The organism is Marilutibacter spongiae (assembly GCF_014145325.1).
Lineage (GTDB): Bacteria > Pseudomonadota > Gammaproteobacteria > Xanthomonadales > Xanthomonadaceae > Marilutibacter > Marilutibacter spongiae.
In genome coordinates, this window is record NZ_JACHTF010000025.1 from 1 (window position 1) to 24,088 (window position 24,088).

A 24,088-nucleotide genomic window follows, 5' to 3' on the forward strand; every position below is an offset into this window, starting at 1 on the left:
GCGTCGCGACGGGGGGCGGCGCCACTGCAGGCGTCGGCGTGGGGCGCGGCGGGGCGGCGGGCGCGGCGGCGGCCACCGGCGCGGCTGCCTGTACGGGCGCCGGTGTCGGTGCGGGTGTCGGTGCCTGGGCCGCGGCCGCCGGCTGCAGGGACACGCCCGCCGCTTCGGCCAGTTCGGACAACAGGATCGAGACGCTGTGGGCGTCGAAGGGGCGCTCGAGGCGATAGTCGGTCTGCGTGCGCGAGGCCGTGGTCAGGCCGATGACCTGCTTGCCCGTGGCGTGCAGGCGCAGCCAGCTCATTGGACCGTACATGCTGTCCATGTCCACGACGACATAGTCGGCCTGGCTTTCCGGCAACAGTTTCCAGGCGCGGCCGATACGGTCGTTCGCGGCGTTGATGGCGTCCGTCAGTCCGGATTCGGTGTCCGGATCCATTCCGGTCAGGCCAATGGTCAGTGGCATACAAGATCCATGTTGCGCGCTGCATGCGCTGATATGTCGGGCGAGTTTTGCCAAGCTGGGCCTTGGCGTCAATGTTCAGGCGACGAATATGCGTCCACGGCGCCGTTCCGGTGTCCCAAAACGACGCATGGTGCCTGCATGTGACGCGGGAGGGCGCTCGTGCGACATTCCGGGGCATGTCTCCCGCTCGGCGGTCCCGGGTGTCGGAGGCGCCGATGTTGCTCTGCCGCATGAACCTGCGTGGGGCTCAGGCGTTGACCCGGCTGTCGCGTGGCAACTGGGTGCGCAGGAAGGCCATCTGGTCGGCGAGGATATTGCGGTTCGACAGGATCAGGTGTTCGATCCAGCTCGGCCGGTAGGGCACCGCGAGCAATGGCATGTTGGCCTGGTGCGGCGTGCGGTTGCCCTTGCGCGAATTGCAGTTGAAGCACGCCGAGACCACGTTCTCCCAGATGTCGCGACCGCCCTTGGACACCGGCTGCACGTGGTCGCGGGTCAGTTTCGGGCGGGCGTACTTCTGGCCGCAGTACAGGCACAGGTGGCTGTCGCGCGCGAACAGGGCGCTGTTGGTCAGCGCCGGGGTGGGATCGAGCGCGCCGGTGCGCGCATGGCCGCGCGCGGCGATGATCGGCGGCAGTTCCAGCAGGCTCTGCTGGCCGGTGATGCGGTTGATGCCGCCATGCACGCGCAGGCAGGGCTCGCCGAGCGTCCAGGCGACCGCGTCGCGGGCATACAGGCAGGCGGCATCCTGCCAGCTCATCCAGTCGAGCACGCGGCCGCAGGCATCGAGCGACAGCAGCCGCACCGCGTCCAGGCGTTCGAAGGAAGGATCGGGGACGGCCCGCAGGCCAGGCGACGGCGAAGCATCCAGGCCGCTTCGAAGCGTGGCTTCGGGCGTCCCGGCGTGGACCAAGCGTAGTGGCGCTCTATCGGTCTCCATCGGGACACCAGCTTATACGCCTTTGTTGACGTTTTGTGTAGATCGCCCCGATTCGCGCTCCGGACCTAGCCGTCCAGCGGCTTGCCCATCTTCAACAGGTCCACGTCGAAGCCCTGCGACTGGTACAGGCGCAGGGCGCGTTCGTTGCCGGGGAATACCGACAAGGTCAGCCGGCTGCAGCCGCGCGCGCGGGCGAAGGCTTCTGCGTGTGCCAGCAGGGTGCGTGCGAGGCCGCGGCCCTCGAAGGCGGTCGCGATCGCAAGGTCGGAGACATGGCAGGTGGCCGAGCCGTCGAAGAAGTCGGTGTCCACGACCAGGTGCGCGAAACCCGCGGCGATGCCGTCCACCTCGACCACGAAGAAATGCGAATGCGCCGGCCGCGTCGCCAGGTGCCGGGAGAGGTCTCGGCGAACCCCGGCACCCACGCTCTCGCGGCTGCGGCCACCGGGCAGGGGGAACTCGCTGAAGCGCTCGACGAAGCCCAGGATGAACGCGTCGTCCGCCCGGGTGGCCGGGCGGATCGCGGGATCGCCCGGCCCGTGGCTCATGCCTCGTCCAGCTCCGGCAGCGAAGCGATGCCGCTTTCGATCGCCGCCGCGTGCGCCAGGGTGCGCGGCAGGATGCGCGCGAAATAGAACGTGGCGGTATCGCGCTTGTCCTGCTTGAAGGCGTCGGCATGCGGAGAGGCGTCCGCCGCCGCCACGCTGCGCGCCCACCAGTAGGCCAGGGCGACATAGCCCGAGTACATGAGGTAGTCGTACGCGGCGGCGCCGATCTCGTCGGCGTTGCCGGCGGCGGCCCTGGCGATGTGCGTGGTCAGCTGCTGCCATTCGGCGGCCTTGGCCTGCAGCGGGCCCACGAAGGGTGCCAGGCGCTCGTCATGTGCGTGCTCGGTGCAGAAGGCCTCGACCATGCCCAGCATGACCTTCAGGCCGGCACCCTGCAGCTGGATCACCTTGCGGCCCAGCAGGTCGAGCGCCTGGATGCCGGTGGTGCCCTCGTACAGGGTGGTGATGCGCGCGTCGCGCGCGAGCTGCTCCATGCCGTGCTCGGCGATGTAGCCGTGGCCGCCGAAGCACTGCAGCGCATGGTAAGTGCACTCCACGCCCCATTCGGTCAGGCAGGCCTTGACGATCGGCGTCATGAAGCCGAGCAATGCGTCCGCGGCGGCGCGGGCCTCGGCATCGGCGTCATGCGCTTCATCGAGCAGAAGCGCGCTGTGGTAGGCCATTGCACGGCCGCCTTCGACCAGCGACTTGCAGGTCAGCAGCATGCGGCGCACGTCGGGGTGCACGATGATCGGGTCGGCGGCCTTCTCCGGATGACGCGGGCCACTGAGCGCCCGCATCTGCAGGCGTTCGCGCGAATAGCGCAGCGCGTTCTGCAAGGCGCGGTCGGACAGGCCCAGGCCCTGCAGGCCGACGGCGAGGCGGGCGGAGTTCATCATGGTGAACATGCCCATGAGGCCCTTGTGCGGCTGCCCGACCAGGTAGCCCTGCGCGCCGTCGAAATTGATCACGCAGGTCGCCGAGCCGTGGATGCCCATCTTGTGCTCCAGGCTGCCGCAGCGCACCGCGTTGGCCTCGCCCATGGCGCCCTCCCGGTCCACCCGGACCTTGGGCACGACGAAGAGCGAGATGCCCTTGCTGCCGGCCGGGGCGTCGGGCAGGCGCGCCAGCACCAGGTGGACGATGTTGTCGGTGAAATCGTGTTCGCCGGCGGTGATGAATATCTTGGTGCCGGTGATGGCATGGCTGCCGTCGTCGCGGGGTTCGGCGCGCGTCTTCAGCAGGCCCAGGTCGCTGCCGCAATGCGGCTCGGTCAGGCACATGGTGCCCGTCCAGCGGCCTTCGACGAGGGGCCGCAGGAAGGCTTCGCGCTGCCAGTCCTCGCCATGGTGCAGCAGGGCCTCGGTGGCGCCGTGCGAGAGCAGCGGGAAGTTGCCCCAGGACAGGTTGGCCGCGTCGATCATTTCCTTGATCGGGACCCCGGCGGCGTGCGGCAGGCCCTGGCCGCCGAACGCCTCCGGCGAGGACAGGCCAGCCCAACCGCCCGCTGCGTACTCGGCATACGCCTCCTTGAAGCCCGGTGGCGTGGTGACCTGGCCACTGGTCTTGTCCAGGGTGCAGCCCGCCTGGTCGCCCACGGCGTTCAACGGCGCGAGGACGGTTTCGCAGAAGCGGGCGCCTTCGTCCATCACCGCGTCGAGGATGTCGCGGGTGGCGTCGGCGAATCCCAGGCGCTGGAACGCGGCGTCGGCGTGGAGGACGTCGAACAGGACGAAGCGGATGTCGTCGAGGGGGGCTTTGTAAGTGCTCATCTTGGACCGTGTGCGGGAATGGGGGAGGGCGGGTTCAGCGCAGCACGCCGGGCAGGCCCGGGGCGGGGCTCAGCGCGCTGTTGCGCTCGATGTCGAAATCGCGCGACTTGCTGCTTTCGTCGGGCGTGGCGACGACCGTGCCGGTGAGCGAGTAGGGCAGGCTGCGACCGGCCGCCAGGGCGTCGGCGGCGGCCAGCTTGGCCGCGGCGGCGGGGACCAGGCGCGCTTCCACCACGTCGGCCGATTCCGGACCGATGTCGAGCGCCGGGCTGGCGCGCAGCGCGCCCGCCTCCTGGCCGCCGGCCTCGAGCACGAGGTCGAAGCGCTCGAAGCGCATCGGGATGCTGCTGTAGTTCTCCAGCCGCACCTGCGCCGTCCAGCTGCCGTCCACGTTGACCGTGAGCTGTTGCAGGCGCGCGGCGGGTTCGGAGACCCGGCGCACCGGTCCGCTGGAACAGGCGGCGAGCGCGACGAGCAGGAGCGCCGGGATCGCGATGCGGGAAACCCGCGTCCAGGACCGTGTCTTCATGTGTGCCGTGCCTCGTGGGTGTGGAATCCGGCCACGAGAATACTACGGCGCATGGTGGCGCTGGCGGCGAGGCGCCGCCAGCGTCCGCTGCTCAGGTGTCGAAGGCGACGACCTGCCGGATCGCCGTGCCGGCGGCGAGCCGATCGAAGCCTTCGTTGACGTCCTCGAGCGACAAGGTGTGCGTGAGCAGGCGCTCCACCGGCAGGCGGCCGCTGCGATGCAGGGCGATATAGCGCGGTATGTCGCGCGATGGGACCGCCGAGCCCATGTAGGACCCGCGCACGCACCGCTCTTCCGCCACCAGGCTGACGGCGGGCACGCTGAACATGCGATCCGGCGCGGGCAGTCCCACGGTGATCGTGGCGCCGCCGCGTCGCGTCGCGGCATAGGCCTGGACCAGCACGCGTTCGTTGCCGACCGACTCGATCGCATGCTCCACGCCGCCGCGGGTAATCTCGCGGATCGCCTCGACCGGGTCGGCGATGGAGGCATCGATGCAGTGCGTGGCGCCCAGCGAGCGCGCCAGCGCCAGCTTTTCCGGCACCACGTCGACCGCGACCAGGGGATGGGCGCCCGACGCGACCGCCCCCAACACGGCCGCCAGGCCGACGCCGCCGAGTCCGAAGACCGCCACGCCCTCGCCGGGGCGCACGCGGGCGGTGTTGACCACCGCGCCGACGCCGGTCATCACCGCGCAGCCGAACAGCGCGGCCGTCGTGGGCGCGAGGTCCTGGTCGATCCGCACCGCGGAGCGCGCCGAAACCACCGTGCATTCGCTGAAGCACGACACGCCCAGGTGGTGCTGCAGTGGCGTCCCGTCGGCGTCGCGCCAGTGCCGCGCGCCACCGAGCAGCCGGCCCTCGGCATTGGCGAGCGCGCCGGGCTCGCACAGCACGGGGCGCCCGCTGGCGCAGGGCCCGCAGTGCCCGCACATCGGCACGAAGGAGAACACCACGCGGTCGCCCTGCTGGAAGCCCGGCGTGCCCCGGCCCACGTCCAGGACCTCGCCCACGGCCTCGTGGCCGAGCACCATCGGCACGGGGCGCGGTCGCGAGCCGTCGATCACCGACAGGTCGGAGTGGCACAGGCCCGTGGCGAGGACGCGCACGAGCAGTTCCCCCTCACCCGGCCCGGAGAGATCGAGCGTCTCGATGCCGAGCGGGCGCGAGCCCGCGTAGGGCGCCGGCAGGCCCATTTCGCGCAGGACGGCGGCGCGTACCTTCATGCCCCTGCGTCCGTCGGCACATGGAGCGGCGACAGGGCCTGGCGTATCGCCGGCGGGATCGGATGCGAGCGACGGCTGTCGCGGTCGACGAAGACGTGCACGAACCAGCCTTCGGCGGCCGCCGTGTCGCGCCCCGGGCGGAACAGGCCGATGCCGTAACGCACGCTGGCGTTGCCGAGGTGCTCCACGCGCAGCCCGGCTTCGACGGTTTCCGGGAAGGCCAGTTCGCCGCTGAAGCGGCAGTGCGATTCGGCGCACAGGCCGATGACCGGGCCGCGATGGATGTCCAGTCCGCCGCGCTGGATCAGGAAGGTGTTGATGACCGTGTCGAAGTAGCTGTAGTACTCGACGTTGTTGACATGGCCATACACGTCGTTGTCCTTCCAGCGCGTGGGGATCGGCAGGAAGTGGCGGTAGTCCTCGCGCGCGCTCATGCGGCCTCCGTTCGTGTGGGCATGCGTCAGGACTCCGCGTCGGCGCCCGGCGCCGGGGCGGCGGGCGACGCCCGTCGCTCGGGCCCGACCAGCAACAGGCACACGCCGATGCCGACCAGCAGGCCCACCCAGGGCTGCAGGAGGGCCAGGGCGGCGCCGGTCAGCATCGCCGCGCCGCGCGCGCTGGCATCGCGCGGGATCGCCATGCCGATGTAGGCGCAGGCAAAGCCGGTCAGCACCAGGGTCAGGGACAGCGCGATGCCGAGCAGGGGCTTCATCGCCGTCAGCAGGGGCAACATGAAGTAGATGAAGGGCAGGCCCATCAGGTAGTAGGACATCATGCCGCTGTGCAGGTCCGGGACCGCGCGCGGTCCCTCTTTCCAGCGCTTGACGACGATCACGTGGACGCCGGTCCAGAGGCTGCCCTGGGTGGTGAAGAAAGGCGACACCAGGGCCGAGGCGGCGTTGCGGATCGCCAGTGCGAGATGCGACCGGCTGGCGTTGATGTCGACCGGATCGTCGGGGCGCGACGGCGCCGCCTCGCGCAGGACCTCGTTGCCGGTCACCCAGTCGCCGAACTGGATGACGTAGGTGACCAGCACCAGCGGAATGCCCGCCAGGTACATCTCCGGCGGCGGCCAGCCGATGCTGAAGGGCGACATCTTCGCCATCGCCTCGCCCATCGGCGGCAGCAGCCAGCCCCACTGGATGTCGTACTGCACCTCGCCGACCAGGGGGCCGATGATCGCGGCCGCCAGGAAGCCCGGCAGCAGCCCCAGCGCGACCAGCAGCGCCAGCGCGCGATGGCGTTCGACCAGCCGGCGGAACGGCGTGGAGAACACGCACACCAGGCAGATCGCGCAGGCGACCGCGGTGGTCACCGGCTGCGACATCAGCAGCTTGCCGCCGTCGTCGACGAACACGCGGCGGAAGGCCGACAGCGCCGCGCCCAGCAGGATGCCCGCCTTCAACGTGTCAGGCAGCCAGCGCATCAGCTTGCGCCCCAGGCCGGTGACGCCCAGCACGAACACCAGCGCGGCATAGCTGAGCGTCAGCGCGGTCATCGCCTGGAAGCGGGTGGTCGGGTCGGGATAGCCGGCGATCACGTAGACCAGTGCCAAGGGCAGCGCCGCGGTGGTCCAGCCCGGTGCGTAGGGCTCGCCGAAGATGTACAGCGACGAAACCAGGAAGATGCTGTTGAACAGCACGCAGGCGACCGCCTGTTCGAAGCTCATGCCGAAGTAGCCGCTCAGCACCGGGACCAGGGCCAGGCCGGTGGCGGTCGCCACCAGCGTCCCTTGCAGGAACTCCGGCCAGAGCAGGCGCGAGTGCAGGAATGGAATCCGGCAGGTGAATGGTCCCCAGCGCCATCCGGCGGCGGTGGCGCCCTGTCGCGCTTGCTTCATCGTGCCCTCCCGGTCATCTCGTTCGAATCCCCTTGCCCGCGATACCGGCCATGCCGGCGCCAACGTGCCTAGAAGCGTCCCTCGACCTTCTCGAAGACGGTGTTGCGCAACGCCACCAGCTTCGGCCCGAAGTCCTGGACGAGCTTCTCGCGCGTCATCACCGAGATCCGGCCGCTGCAGTTGAACGCCAGCACGCGCCCGCGGTCGCTGGACATCATCGGCACGCCCACCGCGAACACGTCCGGGTTCCACTCGCCCATCGAGAAGCAGAAGCCGTAGGTCTCGTACTCTTCGCGGGCGCGGACGATCCCGGCATGGATGCGCGGCCATTGCGCGGGGTCGCAGTCGTCCTTCAGTTCGGCGAGCCGCTGCTCGAACAGCGCAGGCGGGCGCGCGGCCAGGTCGGCGCGCCCCAGCGCGGTGGAGCCATGCGGCACGCGCATCCCGGGGGCGAGGTTGAGCTGGAAGGTGTGATCGCCCTGGCAGACCTCCAGCAGGATCATCCGCAGGCCGTCCGCGGCGCCCAGCATCACCGCCGATTGCGTGTACTCGGCCAGCTCCTTCATCAGCGGACGCGCGACCGACACCACGTCGTTGTTCTTCATGTAGGCGTGGCTGAGCCCGAGCACCGCGGTGCCGAGCGCGTATTTCTCCAGGGTTGCCGAGTACTCCAGGTAGCCCAGCGAGGCGAGGGTGAAGGTCAGTCGAGACACCGTCGGCTTGGGCAGCAGGGTCTGCCGGGCGATGTCCTGGTTGCCCAGGTAGCGCTCGCCGTGCTCGAAACAGCGGAGGATCGCGAAGGCGCGTCCGACTGCGTTGACGAACTGGGGATGGGTCTCGTCGAAAGGCCGGTTGAAGACATCGATGCTGCGTTTGGGGCTTCCCATTGGGGTTCCTGGATCAGGCGGCCGTGGGCGGGGGAGGGGGCTGCCGGACGAGGCGGCGAACCGGACGAGGCGCAGGCAAGCATCGAAGCGAAAGATCGGCGGAGACATGCAGCGGCCGCTTCTCCATCGACGTTCGACCCTGTCCCTTGGCACTTGAATATTTCATTATGTGAAACTTAATTCCGAAAGAACGGTATGTGCCGGAGTTTGGATCCTTGTCGAACAGGCTGTCAAATACCCCGATAAATGCTGCTTTGCACCATAAAAATGGATACCTCGAGGTATTGAATGCGTGCAAATAGCAAGCTAGATTGTTTCAGGAAACAGAAACTTAGTTTCATATAACGGAATATAAAAGCACGCGACGCAGGGGGCAACGCAGTCTTTACCAAGGTCTTCCGGCCTGCCCGCGCCGCGACGTCCGCTCCCCTCATTCCACTTCACCAAGAGGCGCCATGAATACACGCACCGACATCTTCGACCTCACCGGCCGCACCGCCCTGGTCACCGGCGGCTCCCGCGGGCTGGGGCTGCAGATCGCCGAGGCGCTGGGCGACTACGGGGCACGGGTCCTGCTGTCGGCGCGCAAGGAAGACGAGCTCAAGGCGGCGGCCGCGCACCTGCGCGAACGCGGCATCGACGCCGACTGGGTCGCCGCCGACGGCGCCCGGCCCGAAGGCGTGGAAGCCCTGGTCGATGCGGCGCTGGAGCGCATGGGGCAGGTGGACATCCTCGTCAACAATGCCGGGACGAGCTGGGGCGCGCCGGCCGAGGACCATCCGCTGGAGGCATGGGACAAGGTGTTCGACCTCAACGTTCGCGGCCTGTTCCTGCTCAGCCAGCAGGTCGCGCGGCGATCGATGATCCCGCGCAAGCATGGCCGCATCGTCAATGTCGCCTCCATCGCCGGCCTGCGCGGCAATCCGCCGGGCAGCATGCAGACGATCGCCTACAACAGCGCCAAGGGCGCGGTGGTCAACTTCACGCGTGCGCTGGCAGGCGAGTGGGGTGTGCACGGCATCACCGTCAATGCGCTTGCGCCGGGGTTCTTTCCCTCGAAGATGAGCGCCGCCCTGATCCAGCACCTGGGCGAAGAGGCGCTGATCGGCAATGCGCCGCTGCGCCGGCTGGGCGGCGACGAGGACCTCAAGGGCGCAGCGTTGCTGTTCGCCTCCGACGCGGGCAGCCACATCACCGGGCAGGTCCTGGCGGTGGACGGCGGCTACACGGCGGTCTGACGATGAAGACGCTGCGCGGCAGGACCGTGGTGATCACCGGCGCCGGCTCCGGCTTCGGCCTGGAATTCGCGCGCCTGGGCGCACGGGAGGGCATGAAGCTCGTCCTGGCCGATGTCCAGGAGGACGCGCTCGACGCCGTCCGGCACGAACTCGAGTCGGCCGGCGCGGCGGTGTTCGCACGCGTGGTCGATGTCGCCGACGCCGGCCAGGTCGAGGCCCTGGCCGACGCCGCCGAATCCCGGTTCGGGCCGGCGCACCTGGTCTTCAACAATGCGGGCGTCGGCACCGGTGGACTGCTCTGGGAAAACAGCCTGGCCGACTGGGAGTGGACCCTGGGCGTGAACCTGTGGGGCGTCATCCATGGCGTCCGCACCTGGGTGCCGCGCATGCTCGAGGCCTCGCGCGCGGATCCGGGTTTCGAGGCGCACGTGGTCAACACCGCTTCGATGGCGGGCCTGCTCAATCCGCCCCTCAGCGGCGTCTACAACGTCACCAAGCACGCGGTGGTGTCGCTCACCGAAACCCTGCACCACGATCTCGCGCTGGTTACCGACAAGGTCCACTGCTCGGTGCTGTGCCCTTACTACGTCCCGACCGGCATCGGCCGCTCCGGGCGCAACCGGCCCGCCGCCGCCCATGGCGATGCGACACGCTCGCAGCGCGTCGCCGAGGCCATGGTCGAGAAAGCCGTGGGCTCGGGTCGCGTGAGTGCCGCGGACGTCGCGCGCACGACCTTCGAGTCCATTGCCGCACGGCGCTTCTACATCGTGTCGCACCCGCAGGCACTGGGCGGCGTGGCCCGTCGCGCCGACGGCATCGTCGCACTGCGCGAGCCGGCCGATCCCTTCGCCGCGCGCCCGGGTCAGCGCGAGTCCCTGATCGAGGCCCTGCGCACGCCATGAGCAGGCCCATGACGCGCATGGCTTCGAGGGAGGGCTGCGCCGCCACCGACCGATTCTGATCGTTCTTGTCCAGCGGATGCGAGGGCGCCTACGGGAGGGAAGGCGCAGGGGTATCCGGTTCCAACGCACAGGTGATTTCCAAGCATGCAACCGCGTACCGGGCCCGGAGTCGGCCCGGACGACCACGCAAGCGCGAGAAGCCGACGCATGGGGTTGCTCATTTCCATCCTGGGAGGGATGCACCATGGCTGTTCGTAACGCTGCCCGTACCGCAACACGTGACCCGAACCGAACCGCGCTGTCGATGTCGATCGTGCTCGCCCTCGTCGCGTTGCCGCTGGTGCCTGCGCTCGCGCAGGAACAGGCGCCCGCCACGTCCGCCGCCGGAACCGAAAGCGACGCGTCGCCCAAGACGCTGGACATGATCACCGTCACCGCGCAGAAGCGCGAAGAGGCGCTGCAGGACGTGCCGATCTCCATGACCGTCGTGCCCGAGCAGGTGCTCGAGGACGCCGGCGTGCGCGACATCAAGGACGTCCAGTTGCTGGTCCCGGCGTTGAACGTGACCAGCACCAGCAACGAAGGCCAGACCACCGCGCGCCTGCGCGGCGTCGGCACGGTCGGCGACAACCCCGGCCTGGAGTCCTCGGTCGGCATCGTTATCGACGGCGTCTACCGGCCGCGCAACGGCGTCGGCTTCGGCGACCTGGGCGAGGTCGAGCGCATCGAAGTCCTGAAGGGGCCGCAGGGCACGGTGTTCGGCAAGAACACTTCCGCTGGCCTGATCCAGGTGATCACCAAGCGGCCCGACTACCAGCAGTCCGCGGAAGGCGAGCTGACGGTCGGCAACTACGGTGCGATCGGCGTCGCGGGCTCGTACAACGACGCGATCGGCGAGAACAGCGCGTTCCGGATCTACGCCACCAAGCGCAAGCGCGACGGCGTCACCGACGTCGAGACCGGCGCGGGCCCGCGCCGCGAGGACGAGGACGGCAACATCAACTTCCAGTCGGTGCGCAGCCAGCTGCTGCTCGAGCCCAGCGACACCCTGGACATCAACTTCATCGCCGACTTCACCAGCCGCGACGAGAACTGCTGCGTCGGCGTGACCACCACGCGCGGCCCCGCGGCGGCCATCGTCGACGCGCTCGCCGGTGGCGAAGGCGTCATACCCACGGCCGATCCCGAACAGCGCCTGGCGTACAGCAACCAGGGCACCCGCACCGACACCATCGACAAGGGCGTGTCGGCCGAGGTCAACTGGATCACGCCGTGGTTCGGCGGCGCCACCCTGACCTCGATCACCGCCAACCGCAGCTGGGATTCGGTCAACGAGTCGGACCTGGACTTCTCCAGCGCCGACATCTGGACGCGTGCCTACGGCGATGACCTGAACTCGGTGAGCTTCGACACCTTCAGCCAGGAATTCAGGCTGACCGGCTCGACCGACCGCCTCGACTGGATGGTCGGCCTGTTCTACAGCGACGAGGACCTGGTGCGCCGCGACGCAATCAGCATGGGCAACGCGTACGAGCCCTACCTGTCGATCGCCCTGCTCAGCAACATCGCCGCGAACTTCCCGGCGGGCCTGGTCAACACCAACGGCGCGGCGACCTTCCTGTCCGAGGCCGGCGGCCTGCCATACGGCACCAGCTTCGCCGGACGCGGCTCGATGGATCGCTTCGACCAGAACGCCAAGAGCACCGCCGCGTTCACCAACATGACCTTCCACGCGACCGACGCGCTCGACCTGACCCTGGGCCTGCGCTACACGCAGGAGAAGAAGGAAGTCGATTCCAGCTACGCCAACCCCAATGGCAGCCCCAGCTGCAGCGCGGGGCTGGGGAACCCGGCGCAGGTGGCGCAGGCCCTGATCGCGCGCGGCGTGCCGGCGCAGTTCGTCGGCAACATCGTGCCGACGGTCATCGGCTACATGTGCCTGCCCTGGGCCAACACCCTGTTCAGCGGGCTCGATACCCACCAGGAACGCGACGAGAAGGAATGGTCGGGCACCTTCAAGGCGGCCTACCGCTGGAACGAAGCCTTGATGACCTACTTCTCCGCCTCGCGCGGCTACAAGGCCGGCGGCTTCAACCTCGACCGCGTGCAGGTCGGCGTGACCCCGAGCACCGACACCTCGTTCCCGGGCGAGTTCGTCGACGCCTACGAACTCGGCGCGAAGGCGACCCTGATGGACGGCAACCTGCTGCTGAACGCCGCGTACTTCAAGCAGGACTACAGCGACTTCCAGCTCAACAGCTTCCTGGGTTCGAGCTACGTGGTGCGTTCGATCCCGGAACTGAACACCCACGGCGTGGACGCCGACATGATCTGGCAGACCGGGATCGACGGCCTCACCCTGCAGGGTGGCCTGACCTGGCTGCAGGCCGAGTACGGCGACGACCCGCTGCCCGATGCCGCGCTGTCGCGCCTGCCGGGCGCCACGCCCGGCTTCGCCCCGGAATGGCAGAGCAGTGCGGCGATCACCTACGAGTGGGGTTTCAGCGACGACCTGATCGGTCGCTTCTTCGTCGGCGCGAAGTACACCTCCGAGTACAACACCGGTTCGGACCTCGCGCCGCAGAAGATGCAGGACGCTTTCACCCTGGTCAATGCGCGCTTCACGCTGGCTTCCAGCGCCGACCGCTGGTCGGTCGAGTTGTGGGGCCAGAACCTGACCGACGAGACGTATGCACAGGTCGGCTTCGACGCACCGCTGCAGACCGGCTCCTACAACGCCTTCCTCGGTGCGCCGCGCACCTACGGCGTCACCTTCCGCCTGAAGTACTGAGCCATGCCCTCAGTCGGAAAAAGCCCGCCTTCCGGCGGGCTTTTTTTACTGGCTGGGCGATGCCGACCGGCCGATCCGGGCAGCCTGGGTCCCATCCCTGCGCCGTCATCCCTGCGAACGCCGGGAACCAACTCTTGCTTTCCAACGATTGGTGGGTGCGCTTCGCTTACCCGGGCTACGGGGCGAGTCGCCTTTGCGGTTGGCTTGCGATCCCATGCCCCTCGTAGGATGGGTAGCGCGAAGCAAAACCCATCGCGCGTCGTACGTGCAGCTTCGCGACGGTGGGTTTCGCCTTCGGCTCTACCCACCCTACGAGTCCGCGGCAGGGCAGCGCCGTAGGATGGGTAGCGCGAAGCAAAACCCATCGCGCGTCGTACGTGCAGCTTCGCGACGGCGGGTTTCGCCTTCGGCTCTACCCACCCTACGAAACGGAGGGAGAGGCAGCACCGTAGGATGGGTAGCGCGAAGCAAAACCCATCGCGCGTCGTGCGTGCAGCTTCGCGACGGTGGGCTTCGCCTTCGGCTCTACCCACCCTACTAGGCTGGGTCCCATCCCTGCGCCGTCATCCCAGAACGTAGGATGGGTAGAGCAACGCGAAACCCATCACTCGAAGCGTCGAAAGGCTGGACCCGGGCGCACGCTTGGCTTCGACTTTCGAATTTCCGCCTGCCACAGCTGCTGGAGTGCCGCATCGCCCGCTCTGCTCCCGGCTGCTGCAGGCACGAGGACGCACGCCGCGTCCCGTGTCAGTCGGCTTCCCGCTCGCGCTCGCGTGCCTGCAGTTCGCGCCACTGGACCTTGCCCGTGCCGCTCTTGGGCAGGCGTTCGACGAACTCGACCACGTGCGGCACCTTGTAGGCGGCCATGTGTTCGCGCGCCCAGGCGATCACGTCCGCCTCGGTGGCGGCCTGGCCCTGCGCGAGCACCGCGACCAGCTTGACGCTCTCGCCGCGTTGCCGGTCGCGGATGCCGATCACGCAGGCCTCCTGGATCGCCGGATGCGCGAACATCAGGTTCTCGACTTCGGCCGGCCAGACCTTGTAGCCGGAGGCATTGATCATCCGTTTCAGTCGATCGACGATGAAGAAATAGCCGTCCTCGTCGATGTAGCCCAGGTCGCCGGTGCGGAAGAAGCGCTCGCCTTCGATCTCGACGAAAGCCGCGCGCGTGGCGTCCTCGCGTCCCCAGTAGCCCTTGAACACCTGCGGGCCGCGGATGAGGATCTCGCCGACCCCGTCGGGCGGCAGCAGGGCGAGCGTGTCCGGGTCGACCACCACCGAATCGGTGTCCTGGATCGGTATGCCCAGGCACTGCGCCTTCGGCCGCTGGGCCGGGTTGGTGTGCGTGGTGGCCATGGTTTCGGAGAGGCCGTAGCCCTCCACGTAGGGCAACCCCCACAGCGCCTGGATCTTCTCGGCCACCGCCTTGGGCATGGCCGCGCCGCCGCCGCTGAGCAGGCTCAGCGAGGACAGGTCGTAATCGGCGAGGTCGGGCTGGGCGAGGAAGTCGAACAGCATCGTCGGGATCGCCGTCCACGTGCTCACGCGGTAGCGCTGGATGAGCATCGCGGCGCAGCGCCGGTCCCAGCGCGTCATGATCGCCATGGTGCCGCCGGCGAAGACCACGGCGTTGACGCCCATCTGCAGGCCCGTGACATGGAACATCGGCAGGGCGGCGAGGGCGACCTGGTCCTTGGCGATCCGGCAGAACTCCGCGGCGCCGATCGCCGGGTGCATGACGCTGCGATGGGTGTGCATGCAACCCTTGGGCGCGCCGGTAGTGCCCGAGGTGTAGGGAATGACCGCCAGGTCGTCGGCACCCACATCGACCGGCGTGGGCGCAATGCCGGCCGCGATGGCTTCGTGCCAGCCCGTGACGCCATCGAGCGCAAGGCGGGGCTGGGCCACGACCTCGGGGACCGGCAGGTCGGTGCCCGCGTCCAGGTAGTCGCCGTAGCAGGCCGACAGCCCGTGCGCGAGCACGCTGCCGAGCAGGGGCGTGACATGGGCCGCCAGTTCCTGGCCGAAAATGGCGACGCGCGCGCCGCAGTCGGTCACGATGTGCTCGACCTCCGCGGCCAGGTTCATCGTGTTGACCGGCACCACGATCGCGCCGGCGCGCAGGATCGCGTGGTAGGCGACCACGAACTGGGGGCTGTTCTGCAGGTACAACACGACCCGGTCGCCCTTGGCGACGCCCAAGCGCGCCTGCAGGAAGCCCGCCAGACGGTCCACTTCCTGCTTGAGCGCGGCGTAGGACAGCTCGCTGCCGTAGTAGGCGATCGCGGTGCGGACCGGGTAGCGAGCGGCGGCGACGTCCAGGTTGAAGTGCAGCGATGTCTCCGGGATGGCCATCCGCAACGGGACGCCCGGCGGCCAGTGGCGCGTGTTCTTGTGCATCGGCATTCCCCTCCCAAGGGTGCGCAATGGCGTGTGGATGCGACCGCGCCTGTGCCGGCGCGTGCCGCGCTCAGTCGGGCTGTTGCGGCAGCACCACCAGCTTGCCGATCGCTTCGCGCGCGAGCAGTGCATCGAGCGCGTCGGCGGCCCCGGACAGCGGATAGCGCCGCGATACGTGCGGCCGGATGCGTCCTTCCCCGAGCCAGCCGAACAGCGTCTTCATGTTCTCGGCGTTCCGCCCGGGTTCGCGCTTGACGAACTCGCCCCAGAACACGCCGACCAGTGCGCTGCCCTTGAGCAACAGCAGGTTCGCCGGCAAGCGCGGGATCTCGCCGGACGCGAAGCCGACCACCAGGTAGCGTCCGCGCCAGCCGACGCAGCGCAGGGCCGGCTCGGCGAAGTCGCCGCCGACCGGGTCGTAGACGACGTCCACGCCCTTGCCGTCGGTCAGCGCCTTGACGCGCTCCTTGAGGTCTTCGCTGGCGTAGTCGATCACTTCGTCGGCGCCATGCGCGCGCGCGGCATCGCGCTTGGCCTCGCTCGAGGCCGCGGCGATGACGCGCATCCCCATCAGCTTGCCGATCTCGACCGCCGCCAGGCCGACGCCGCCGCCGGCGCCCAGGACGAGCAGGGTCTCGCCTTCCCTGGCCTCGGCGCGGTCCTTCAGGGCGTGCAGCGAGGTGCCGTAGGTGAGGACGAAGCTGCCGGCGACCTCCAGGGCGTCGTCGCCGATGTCGGAGGGCAGGGGCACGATATGGCTCTCGTCCACCGCGACTTCCTGCGCGAATGCGCCGAACGGCGTGAGGCCGACGACCTTGTCGCCCACCGCGACGCGGGTGACGTCCGCACCGGTGGCGATGACCTCGCCCGAGAGTTCGCCGCCGGGCGAGAACGGCAGCGGCGGGCGGAACTGGTACTTGCCGGCCACGATCAGCGCATCCGGGAAATTGACCGCCGCCGCGCGGGTGCGGACCAGCACCTGGCGCGGGCCGGGCGTGGGCGAGGGCACCTCGGCGATGCGGAGGGAGGACGGCGGTCCCCAGGCTTCGCAGAGAACGGCTTTCATCGGGCGTGGCTCCTCATCGATACGGGGTGGGGCGGTCAGAATCGTCCTTCGGTGGCCTGCAGGACGCGATCGCGCAGCGCGACCAGGCGCGGGCCGAAATCGTCGATCAGGCGCTCGCGTGTCATCACCGATACACGGCCGCTGCAGTTGAACGCGAGCACGCGGCCGCCGTCGGCGGACACCATCGGCACGCCGATCGCGAACACGTCCGGATTCCAGTCGCCCATGGAGAAGCAGAAGCCGTAGTGCTCGTAGTCCTGGCGCGCACGCACGATGCCGGCGCGCAGGCGCGGCCAGTAGCCCGGCTCGCATTCGTGTTCGAGCTCGCGCAGGTGGCGCTCGAAGACGTCCAGCGGGCGCGCGGCAAGGTCGGCCCGGCCCAGCGCGGTGGAGCCGTGCGGCACGCGGGCGCCCACGGCGAGCTTCATTTCGAACATCGGGTCGCCCTGGGACACCTCCAGCAGGACCATGCGGCCGCGATCGGCCTCGCCCAGCATGACCGCGGACTGCGTGTACTCGGCGAGCTCGCGCATCAGCGGGCGCGCCACCGCGACCACGTCGTTGCCTTTCATGAAGGCATGCGCCAGCGACAGCACGGCCGTGCCCAGCGCGTATTTCTCGGCGGACTCCGAATAGCTCAGGAAGCCCAGCGAGGCGAGGGTGAAGGTCAGGCGCGAGACGGTGGCCTTCGGCAGCCCGGTCTCGCGGGCGATGTCGCGGTTGCCCAGTTGCGCCGGGCCGTGCTCGAAACAGCGCAGGATCGAGATCGCGCGTCCCACGGCGTTGACGAACTGGGGATGGCTCTCGTCGATGGAGAGGCTGAGCGTGTCGATCTTTCTCTTCGGGTTACCCATGGTCTACCTGTCGTGGCGGGGCCCGGCGCGTCAGGGCGCCGGGGCCATGGCGGCGATGCGGGCCAGTTCCAGGCGCGCGATGGTGCCGCAGTGGACTTCGTCGGGGCCGTCGGCCAGCCGCAGGGTGCGGATGCCGGCATACGCCGCGGCCAGCGGGAAGTCCTCGCTGACGCCGGCACCGCCATGGGCCTGGATCGCCCAGTCGATCACCTGGCAGGCCATCTGCGGCGCGACGACCTTGATCATCGCGATCTCGGTGCGCGCCTGCTTGTTGCCCACGCGGTCCATCATCCAGGCGGCCTTGAGCGTCAGCAGGCGCGCCTGCTCGATCATGCAGCGCGCATGGGCGATGCGTTCGTGCCACAGCGATTGTTCCGAGAGCGGCCGGCCGAAGGCGATGCGCGACTGGAGGCGCTGGCACATCAGTTCGAACGCGCGCTCCGCCGCGCCGATGGTGCGCATGCAATGGTGGATGCGGCCGGGCCCCAGCCGGCCCTGGGCGATCTCGAAACCGCGGCCTTCGCCGAGCAACAGGTTGGAAGCGGGGACGCGGACGTCTTCCAGCGCCACCTCCATGTGCCCGTGCGGGGCATCGTCGTAACCGAACACCGGCAGGTGCCGCACGATGCGGATGCCGGGCGTGTCGGCCGGCACCAGGATCATCGACTGCTGCTGGTGCCGCGGCGCGTCGGCGTCGGTCTTGCCCATCACGATGTAGACCGCGCAGCGGGGGTCGCCCGCGCCCGAGGACCACCACTTGCGTCCGTTGACGACGTAGTCGTCGCCATCGCGGCGGATGGAACAGCGGATGTTGGTCGCATCCGAGGAGGCCACCTCCGGCTCGGTCATCAGGAAGGCCGAGCGGATCTCGCCCGCGAGCAGCGGCTCCAGCCAGCGCTGCTTCTGCGCCTCGGTGCCGTAGCGTTCCAGCGTTTCCATGTTGCCGGTGTCAGGCGCCGAGCAGTTGAAGACCTCGGGCGCCCAGGGTACGCGACCCATGATCTCGCACAGCGGTGCGTAGGCCAGGTTGTCCAGGCCCTCGGGCGCCCGCGGCGAGCGGGGCAGGAACAGGTTCCACAGGCCCTCCGCGCGCGCCCGCGGCTTGAGTTCCTCGATCAGCGGCAGCGCCTGCCAGACGTTGCCGGCCTCGCGGTGGCGACGGATCTCCTCGTGGTAGCGCGCCTCGTTGGGGAGGATGGCTTCGTCGAAGAATCGCAGCAGCCGCGTTCGCAGCGCTTCTACGTCCGGGGAATGGGAGAAGTCCATGCAGGCCTTTTCATGATCGCAACTAAAGTTCCATTAAGTGGAACTCACGATGTTGCCGGTAGTCGAATCCTAGGCTATGTGGAAACGCTCGGCAATACGCGGGCATGGGCTTGATCGAGGCAGGCGCTGTGGCTAGGATGGATCATTATTGAAACAACAGTTCCATTATATGGAACTAATTGATCGACCGACGATCGGCGCGACCGGCGCCCAGGGCAAGCGAGGACCGATGCGCAAGCTGCACGTGTTGTTCAAGAGGGAGGAGCTCGATCCCGCCCGGCTCGCGGGCAAGGTGGTGATCGTGCTGGACGTGTTGTTCGCGACCTCGACCATCGTCCACGCCTTCGGCCAGGGCATCCGCCACGTGTGGCCGGCGCGCGACGCCAGCGACGCCCTGCGCATCGCCGGTAACCTGGACTCACCTTTGCTGGCCGGCGAATACCTCGCGCGTGGCCTGCCGGGGTTCGGTCCCGCCACGCCGCTGGCGCTGGCGACGGCCGGCCTGCATGGCGCCACCCTGGTCTACGCCACCACCAACGGCACCGTCGCCCTGGGCGATGCCGCCGGCGCCGCCCACGTTTACGTCGGCGCCCTGCTCAACGGACGCGCGCTGGTCGAGCATGTCGTGCGCGAACACCCGGAGGCTTCGGTCCTGGTGGTCTGCGCCGGTTCGGCGAACCGCTTCAACCTCGAGGACTTCTATGGTGCCGGCCACCTGGCCTCGCACTTCGACGCGCAGGGTGGCTACGCGCTCACCGACGCCGCCATCGCCGCCCTGCTGCTGTACCGCGGCTGCGCGGCGGGAACCGCCCTCGGCGCCTCGCGCGTGGGCCGGCTGATGCGCGACAACGACCATCAGGCCGAGGTGGACTGCGCGGCGCGGATGGACTGCCTCGACGTGGTGCCGCGCCTTCAGGACGGCTGCCTGCAGCTGGTGGCGGCATGAGCGCGGCGACGCGGCCACCGGTCGCCGGCGCGAACCTGGACGCCGCCGCGCTCGCGCGCCTGTCGGCCTATCTCGACGACCGCCTGGGCGGACTGCCCGGTCCCCTGCTTGCCAAGCGCTTCGAGGGCGGGCAATCCAATCCCACCTACCTGCTGCAGGCCGGCGACCGCCGCTACGTGATGCGCTCGAAGCCCGCGCCGGCCGCTCAGTTGCTGCCTTCGGCGCACGCAATCGAGCGCGAGTTCCGGCTGCAGACCGCCCTGCGCCACTCGCAGGTGCCGGTGGCGCGCATGCATTGCCTGTGCGAGGACGAATCGGTCATCGGCCGCGCCTTCTACCTCATGGACTTCGTCGACGGCCGGATCTTCTGGGACCCCTCGCTTCCCGGCATGTCGAACGCCGAACGCGGCGCGCTGTACGACGAGCTCAACCGCGTGATCGCCGCCCTGCACACGGCCGACGTCGAGGCGCTCGGGCTGTCGGACTACGGCAAGCCCGGCAACTACTTCGAGCGCCAGATGGCGCGCTGGACGCGCCAGTACCGGGCCAGCGAAACCGTCCGCATCGAGGCGATGGAACGTCTCATCGACTGGCTGCCGGGGCACATCCCGGCGGACTCGGGTTCGATCGTCTCGCTGGTGCACGGCGACTACCGGCTCGACAACGTGATCTTCCATCCCACTGAACCGCGGATCCTCGCGGTCATCGACTGGGAGCTTTCCACCCTCGGCCATCCCTTCGCCGACTTCGCCTACCACCTGATGACCTGGCACCTGGCGCCCACGCCTTTCCGCGGGACCGCCGGGCTGGACCTGGATACGCTCGGGATCCCCGACGAAGCGTCGTATGTCAGGACCTACGAAGCGCGCACCGGACGCACGGTCACCGGCGACTGGAACTATTACCTCGCCTACAACGTGTTCCGCCTCGCCGCGATCATGCAGGGCATCGTCAAGCGCGCCGGCGAGGGCGTCGCCAGCAGCCCGCAGGCGATGGCGTACGCGCGACAGGTCGAGCCGCTTGCTGAACTCGGTTGCCGCTTCGCAGACCGGGTCGGTGCGCGATGACGTCCCGTCCCGCGGCCATGCCTTCCCCGTATCACTTCGAACACAGGGTTCCCCGCACATGCCAGTGAACTACGACATCCGCGATGGCATCGCCATCCTCACCCTGCACAACCCGCCGGTGAACGGACTGGGCATCGCGACCCGTCGCGGCCTGGTCGAATCGCTGGACCGCGCCTGCGCCGACGATGCGGTCAAGGGCATCGTCGTCACCGGTGGCGCACGCGCGTTCTCCGGCGGCGCCGACATCCGCGAGTTCAACAAGCCCGAGGCCAGCCAGGAGCCCACCCTGCCGACCGTGATCGAGGCGTTCGAAGGCAGCGCGAAGCCCGTCGTCGCCGCCATCGAGGGCATGGCGCTGGGCGGCGGCCTCGAACTCGCGCTGGGCATGCACCATCGCGTCGCCGCGGGCAACGCGCAGATCGGCCTACCGGAAGTGAAACTCGGACTGTTGCCCGGTGCCGGCGGCACGCAGCGCTTCCCGCGTGCGGTGGGCCTGGAGACAGCGGTCAACATGATCGTCTCGGGCACACTGGTGCCGGCTGCCAAACTGGCGTCGACGCGGCTGTTCGACAAGGTGCACGAGGAAGGGGTCGTAGATGCGGCCATCGCGCTTTGCCAGCAGGTCGCCGCGTCCGGCGACCCGTTGCAGAAGGTGCGTGAGTGGACGATCGAGCATCCCAATCCCGAGGGCTTCATGGGCTTCGCCCGCACCGGCGTCGCCGCCGCATCCGCGAACTACCCGGCGCCGCTCAAGTGCCTGGACGCCATCGAGGCGGCGCTCGGCAAGGACTTCGATGCCGGCCTGCGGGTCGAGCGCGATGCCTTCGCCATGCTCCTGGGAACCGACGAATCCAAGGCCTTGCGGCACGCATTCTTCAGTGAGCGCGCCGCGGGCAAGGTCGCGGGCCTGGAGGACGCCCGCATCCGCGAAGTGAAATCGGTCGGCGTGATCGGCGCGGGCACCATGGGCGGCGGCATCACCATGAACTTCCTCAACGCCGGCATCCCCGTGACCCTGCTCGAACTCAAGCAGGAGGCGCTCGACCGTGGCATCGCCACGATCCGCCGAAACTACGAGAACAGCGCGAAGAAGGGCAAGCTCAGCGCCGAACAGGTCGAGGCGCACATGGCGCTCATCACACCTACCATGTCGTACGGAGACATGGGCCAGGCCGACATGATCATCGAAGCGGTCTTCGAGGAAATGGGCGTCAAGCAGGCGGTGTTCGGGCAGCTCGATGCCGTCGCCAAACCGGGCGCGATACTGGCCAGCAACACCTCCACGCTGGACGTGGATCGCATCGCGCAGTTCACGAGCCGCCCGCAGGATGTCCTGGGCACGCACTTCTTCAGCCCGGCCAACGTGATGAAATTGCTGGAGGTCGTGCGCGGCAAGGCGACCGCGCCGGACGTGCTCGCCACCGTCATGGCGCTGGCGAAGAAGATCGGCAAGACCGCCGTCGTCTCGGGGGTCTGCGATGGCTTCATCGGCAATCGCATGATCGAGCAGTACAGCCGCCAGGCCGGCTTTCTGCTCGAGGAGGGCGCGCTGCCGCAGCAGGTCGATCGCGCGATGGAGGCCTTCGGCATGGCGATGGGGCCGTTCCGGATGGGGGATCTCGCGGGCAACGACATCGGCTGGGCGATCCGCAAGCGGCGCGCGGTCGAAAGCCCGGAGATCACCTACTCGCGCACCGCCGACCTGCTTTGCGAGATGGGGCGCTTCGGCCAGAAGACCGGCGCCGGCTGGTACGACTACGCGCCGGGCGACCGCACCGCGCGTCCCTCGCCGGTGGTCGACGCGATGATCGAGGCGTACTCCGCCGAGCAGGGGATCACCCGTCGCCGGATCGACGACCAGGAGATCGTCGAGCGCCTGGTCTACGCGCTCGTCAACGAAGGCGCGCTGATCCTGGAGGAGGGTATCGCCGCGAAGGCGTCCGACATCGACGTGGTCTATCTCACCGGCTACGGCTTCCCGGTCTGGCGCGGCGGGCCGATGTTCCATGCCGACACCGTCGGGCTCTACAACGTGCTCCGTTCCATGCGCCGCTTCGCCAATGGCCTGCATGGCGACGCATGGGAGCCTGCCCCGCTGCTGGTGGAGCTGGCCGACGCCGGCCGCTCGTTCAACTGACTGCCCCAGGGCCCTGGACTGGATGATCAACGTGAAAGAAGCCGTCATCGTATCGACCGCGCGCACCGGACTGGCCAAGAGCTGGAAGGGCGCGCTCAACATGACCCACGGCGCGACCCTGGGCGGTCACGTCGTCGAGCACGCCGTGAAGCGCGCGGGCGTCGATCCCGCCGAGATCGAGGACGTGCTGATGGGCTGTGCGAACCCCGAGGGCGCCACCGGCGTGAACATCGCGCGCCAGTGCGCGGTGCGCGCGGGCCTGCCCGTCAGCGTCCCCGGCGCGACCGTCAACCGCTTCTGCTCCTCGGGGCTGCAGACCATCGCGATGGCCGCACAGCGCGTCATCGCCGGCGAGGGCGACGCGTTCGTCGCCGGCGGCGTGGAGAGCATCTCCTGCGTCCAGCCCTACATGAACCAGCACATGATCGCCGAAGGCTGGCTGAAGGCGAACAAGCCCGAAATCTACTGGCCGATGCTGCAGACCGCCGAGACCGTCGCCAAGCGCTACGGCATCGACCGCGAACGCATGGACCGATATGGCGTGGAAAGCCAGCTGCGCGCCGCCGCCGCGGCCGGGGCCGGCCGCTTCGATGAGGAGATCGTGCCGATCACGGTCCTGGCCGGCAGCGCCGATCCGCGCACGCGCCAGCTGCTCACGCGCGAGGTCACGCTCTCCAGCGACGAGGGCATCCGCGCGGACACCACCTACGAGGGCGTCGCCCGGATCCGCACCGCGGTGCCCGGTGGCGTGGTCACCGCCGGCAACGCCAGCCAGTTCTCCGATGGCGCCTCGGCGTCGGTGGTCATGGACGCGGCAGTGGCCGCGCGCCGCGGCATACCGGCGATGGGTGTGTTCCGCGGCTTCGCCGTGGCCGGCTGCGAGCCCGACGAAATGGGCATCGGTCCGGTCTTCGCCGTGCCCAAGCTGCTCAAGCGCGCGGGCCTGTCGGTCGATGACATCGGTCTTTGGGAGCTCAACGAAGCCTTCGCCGTGCAGGTCCTCTACTGCATGGACACCCTGGGCATCCCCCACGATCGACTGAACGTCAACGGCGGTGCCATCGCGGTCGGACATCCCTACGGCGTCAGCGGCGCGCGCCTGGTCGGGCACGCCTTGATCGAAGGCAAGCGGCGGGGCGTCAAGTACGTGGTGGTGACCATGTGCGTCGGCGGTGGCCAGGGCGCGGCCGGCCTGTTCGAGGTCGTCTGAGGCCCGC

The 24,088-nt window shown here is 69.0% G+C and carries 20 protein-coding genes; 7 read left to right on the forward strand and 13 right to left on the reverse strand.

The features are described from left to right. The 9 genes from H4F98_RS16185 to H4F98_RS16225 form a co-directional block, all read right to left on the reverse strand. Nucleotides 1–463, reverse strand: a 463-nt coding sequence (locus H4F98_RS16185; protein ID WP_182688870.1) for a hypothetical protein, incomplete at its 3' end; no start/stop codon positions are given. Nucleotides 464–710: 247 nt separating this feature from the next. Then, nucleotides 711–1,403: an HNH endonuclease gene (locus tag H4F98_RS16190; protein ID WP_182688871.1), complete on the reverse strand. Its 693-nt coding sequence runs from the start codon at nucleotides 1,401–1,403 to the stop codon at nucleotides 711–713. A gap of 65 nt (nucleotides 1,404–1,468) precedes the next feature. Further along, nucleotides 1,469–1,951 (reverse strand): GNAT family N-acetyltransferase, encoded by a 483-nt coding sequence (locus tag H4F98_RS16195; RefSeq protein ID WP_182688872.1) that lies wholly within the window; start codon nucleotides 1,949–1,951, stop codon nucleotides 1,469–1,471. Continuing rightward, a complete protein-coding gene (locus H4F98_RS16200; protein ID WP_182688873.1) occupies nucleotides 1,948–3,723 on the reverse strand; it encodes an acyl-CoA dehydrogenase C-terminal domain-containing protein in 1,776 nt (591 codons plus the stop codon). The genes H4F98_RS16195 and H4F98_RS16200 overlap by 4 nt, the downstream gene beginning before the upstream one ends. A gap of 34 nt (nucleotides 3,724–3,757) precedes the next feature. Continuing rightward, the gene (locus tag H4F98_RS16205; protein ID WP_182688874.1) at nucleotides 3,758–4,252 is read right to left on the reverse strand and encodes a hypothetical protein; all 495 of its coding nucleotides are present in this window, start codon (nucleotides 4,250–4,252) and stop codon (nucleotides 3,758–3,760) included. Nucleotides 4,253–4,343: 91 nt separating this feature from the next. Next, on the reverse strand, nucleotides 4,344–5,477 hold the full coding sequence (locus H4F98_RS16210; RefSeq protein WP_182688875.1) for a zinc-dependent alcohol dehydrogenase family protein: 1,134 nt from the start codon (nucleotides 5,475–5,477) through the stop codon (nucleotides 4,344–4,346). Further along, on the reverse strand, nucleotides 5,474–5,911 hold the full coding sequence (locus tag H4F98_RS16215) for an acyl-CoA thioesterase (RefSeq protein WP_182688876.1): 438 nt from the start codon (nucleotides 5,909–5,911) through the stop codon (nucleotides 5,474–5,476). Before H4F98_RS16215 ends, H4F98_RS16210 begins: the two co-directional genes overlap by 4 nt. A gap of 26 nt (nucleotides 5,912–5,937) precedes the next feature. Next, nucleotides 5,938–7,317: a solute carrier family 23 protein gene (locus H4F98_RS16220; protein ID WP_182688877.1), complete on the reverse strand. Its 1,380-nt coding sequence runs from the start codon at nucleotides 7,315–7,317 to the stop codon at nucleotides 5,938–5,940. 68 nt (nucleotides 7,318–7,385) lie between these two features. Next, on the reverse strand, nucleotides 7,386–8,204 hold the full coding sequence (locus tag H4F98_RS16225; protein ID WP_182688878.1) for an IclR family transcriptional regulator: 819 nt from the start codon (nucleotides 8,202–8,204) through the stop codon (nucleotides 7,386–7,388). 455 nt (nucleotides 8,205–8,659) lie between these two features. On the opposite strand from H4F98_RS16225, the gene H4F98_RS16230 reads away from it, so the two are divergent. The 3 genes from H4F98_RS16230 (at nucleotide 8,660) to H4F98_RS16240 (ending at nucleotide 13,135) form a co-directional block, all read left to right on the forward strand. After that, a complete protein-coding gene (locus tag H4F98_RS16230; RefSeq protein WP_182688879.1) occupies nucleotides 8,660–9,442 on the forward strand; it encodes an SDR family oxidoreductase in 783 nt (260 codons plus the stop codon). A 2-nt stretch (nucleotides 9,443–9,444) separates the two neighbouring features. After that, nucleotides 9,445–10,344 (forward strand): SDR family oxidoreductase, encoded by a 900-nt coding sequence (locus H4F98_RS16235; RefSeq protein ID WP_182688880.1) that lies wholly within the window; start codon nucleotides 9,445–9,447, stop codon nucleotides 10,342–10,344. A 304-nt stretch (nucleotides 10,345–10,648) separates the two neighbouring features. Beyond that, nucleotides 10,649–13,135, forward strand: coding sequence for a TonB-dependent receptor (locus H4F98_RS16240; RefSeq protein ID WP_246373334.1), 2,487 nt, complete (start codon nucleotides 10,649–10,651; stop codon nucleotides 13,133–13,135). 747 nt (nucleotides 13,136–13,882) lie between these two features. On the opposite strand, the gene H4F98_RS16245 is transcribed toward H4F98_RS16240, so the two are convergent. From H4F98_RS16245 to H4F98_RS16260, 4 genes are all read right to left on the reverse strand, one after another. Next, on the reverse strand, nucleotides 13,883–15,535 hold the full coding sequence (locus tag H4F98_RS16245; protein ID WP_182688882.1) for a long-chain-fatty-acid--CoA ligase: 1,653 nt from the start codon (nucleotides 15,533–15,535) through the stop codon (nucleotides 13,883–13,885). A 70-nt stretch (nucleotides 15,536–15,605) separates the two neighbouring features. Then, nucleotides 15,606–16,601 carry an NADPH:quinone oxidoreductase family protein gene (locus tag H4F98_RS16250; RefSeq protein ID WP_182688883.1) on the reverse strand — a complete coding sequence of 332 codons (996 nt, stop codon included), beginning with the start codon at nucleotides 16,599–16,601 and terminating at the stop codon, nucleotides 15,606–15,608. Nucleotides 16,602–16,636: 35 nt separating this feature from the next. Then, nucleotides 16,637–17,455, reverse strand: a complete 819-nt coding sequence (locus H4F98_RS16255; protein WP_182688884.1) for an IclR family transcriptional regulator — start codon at nucleotides 17,453–17,455, stop codon at nucleotides 16,637–16,639. Nucleotides 17,456–17,485: 30 nt separating this feature from the next. Next, complete coding sequence (locus H4F98_RS16260) at nucleotides 17,486–18,721, reverse strand: acyl-CoA dehydrogenase family protein (RefSeq protein WP_182688885.1); 1,236 nt, start codon at nucleotides 18,719–18,721, stop codon at nucleotides 17,486–17,488. 229 nt (nucleotides 18,722–18,950) lie between these two features. On the opposite strand from H4F98_RS16260, the gene H4F98_RS16265 reads away from it, so the two are divergent. Genes H4F98_RS16265 through H4F98_RS16280 form a run of 4 tightly spaced genes read left to right on the forward strand, consistent with a single transcriptional unit; the run spans nucleotide 18,951 to nucleotide 24,081 of the window. Then, a complete protein-coding gene (locus tag H4F98_RS16265; RefSeq protein ID WP_182688886.1) occupies nucleotides 18,951–19,667 on the forward strand; it encodes a 2-phosphosulfolactate phosphatase in 717 nt (238 codons plus the stop codon). Beyond that, entirely contained in the window at nucleotides 19,664–20,734 is a 1,071-nt protein-coding gene (locus H4F98_RS16270) for a phosphotransferase (protein WP_182688887.1), read from the forward strand. Before H4F98_RS16265 ends, H4F98_RS16270 begins: the two co-directional genes overlap by 4 nt. 58 nt (nucleotides 20,735–20,792) lie before the next feature. After that, nucleotides 20,793–22,871, forward strand: coding sequence for a 3-hydroxyacyl-CoA dehydrogenase NAD-binding domain-containing protein (locus tag H4F98_RS16275; protein ID WP_182688888.1), 2,079 nt, complete (start codon nucleotides 20,793–20,795; stop codon nucleotides 22,869–22,871). 31 nt (nucleotides 22,872–22,902) lie between these two features. Further along, nucleotides 22,903–24,081, forward strand: coding sequence for an acetyl-CoA C-acyltransferase (locus tag H4F98_RS16280; RefSeq protein WP_182688889.1), 1,179 nt, complete (start codon nucleotides 22,903–22,905; stop codon nucleotides 24,079–24,081). Nucleotides 24,082–24,088 lie beyond the last annotated feature (7 nt).

Excerpts from the sequence above, each read along its gene's own strand:
- H4F98_RS16250 (WP_182688883.1), bottom strand. The coding sequence starts at position 16,601 with ATGAAAGCCGTTCTCTGCGAAGCCTGGGGACCGCCGTCCTCCCTCCGC.
- H4F98_RS16230 (WP_182688879.1), top strand. The coding sequence starts at position 8,660 with ATGAATACACGCACCGACATCTTCGACCTCACCGGCCGCACCGCCCTG.
- H4F98_RS16240 (WP_246373334.1), top strand. The coding sequence starts at position 10,649 with ATGTCGATCGTGCTCGCCCTCGTCGCGTTGCCGCTGGTGCCTGCGCTC.
- H4F98_RS16200 (WP_182688873.1), bottom strand. The coding sequence starts at position 3,723 with ATGAGCACTTACAAAGCCCCCCTCGACGACATCCGCTTCGTCCTGTTC.
- H4F98_RS16190 (WP_182688871.1), bottom strand. The coding sequence starts at position 1,403 with ATGGAGACCGATAGAGCGCCACTACGCTTGGTCCACGCCGGGACGCCC.
- H4F98_RS16255 (WP_182688884.1), bottom strand. The coding sequence starts at position 17,455 with ATGGGTAACCCGAAGAGAAAGATCGACACGCTCAGCCTCTCCATCGAC.
- H4F98_RS16225 (WP_182688878.1), bottom strand. The coding sequence starts at position 8,204 with ATGGGAAGCCCCAAACGCAGCATCGATGTCTTCAACCGGCCTTTCGAC.
- H4F98_RS16195 (WP_182688872.1), bottom strand. The coding sequence starts at position 1,951 with ATGAGCCACGGGCCGGGCGATCCCGCGATCCGCCCGGCCACCCGGGCG.
- H4F98_RS16220 (WP_182688877.1), bottom strand. The coding sequence starts at position 7,317 with ATGAAGCAAGCGCGACAGGGCGCCACCGCCGCCGGATGGCGCTGGGGA.
- H4F98_RS16245 (WP_182688882.1), bottom strand. The coding sequence starts at position 15,535 with ATGCACAAGAACACGCGCCACTGGCCGCCGGGCGTCCCGTTGCGGATG.
- H4F98_RS16275 (WP_182688888.1), top strand. The coding sequence starts at position 20,793 with ATGCCAGTGAACTACGACATCCGCGATGGCATCGCCATCCTCACCCTG.
- H4F98_RS16235 (WP_182688880.1), top strand. The coding sequence starts at position 9,445 with ATGAAGACGCTGCGCGGCAGGACCGTGGTGATCACCGGCGCCGGCTCC.
- H4F98_RS16270 (WP_182688887.1), top strand. The coding sequence starts at position 19,664 with ATGAGCGCGGCGACGCGGCCACCGGTCGCCGGCGCGAACCTGGACGCC.
- H4F98_RS16260 (WP_182688885.1), bottom strand. The coding sequence starts at position 18,721 with ATGGACTTCTCCCATTCCCCGGACGTAGAAGCGCTGCGAACGCGGCTG.
- H4F98_RS16210 (WP_182688875.1), bottom strand. The coding sequence starts at position 5,477 with ATGAAGGTACGCGCCGCCGTCCTGCGCGAAATGGGCCTGCCGGCGCCC.
- H4F98_RS16215 (WP_182688876.1), bottom strand. The coding sequence starts at position 5,911 with ATGAGCGCGCGCGAGGACTACCGCCACTTCCTGCCGATCCCCACGCGC.
- H4F98_RS16265 (WP_182688886.1), top strand. The coding sequence starts at position 18,951 with ATGCGCAAGCTGCACGTGTTGTTCAAGAGGGAGGAGCTCGATCCCGCC.
- H4F98_RS16205 (WP_182688874.1), bottom strand. The coding sequence starts at position 4,252 with ATGAAGACACGGTCCTGGACGCGGGTTTCCCGCATCGCGATCCCGGCG.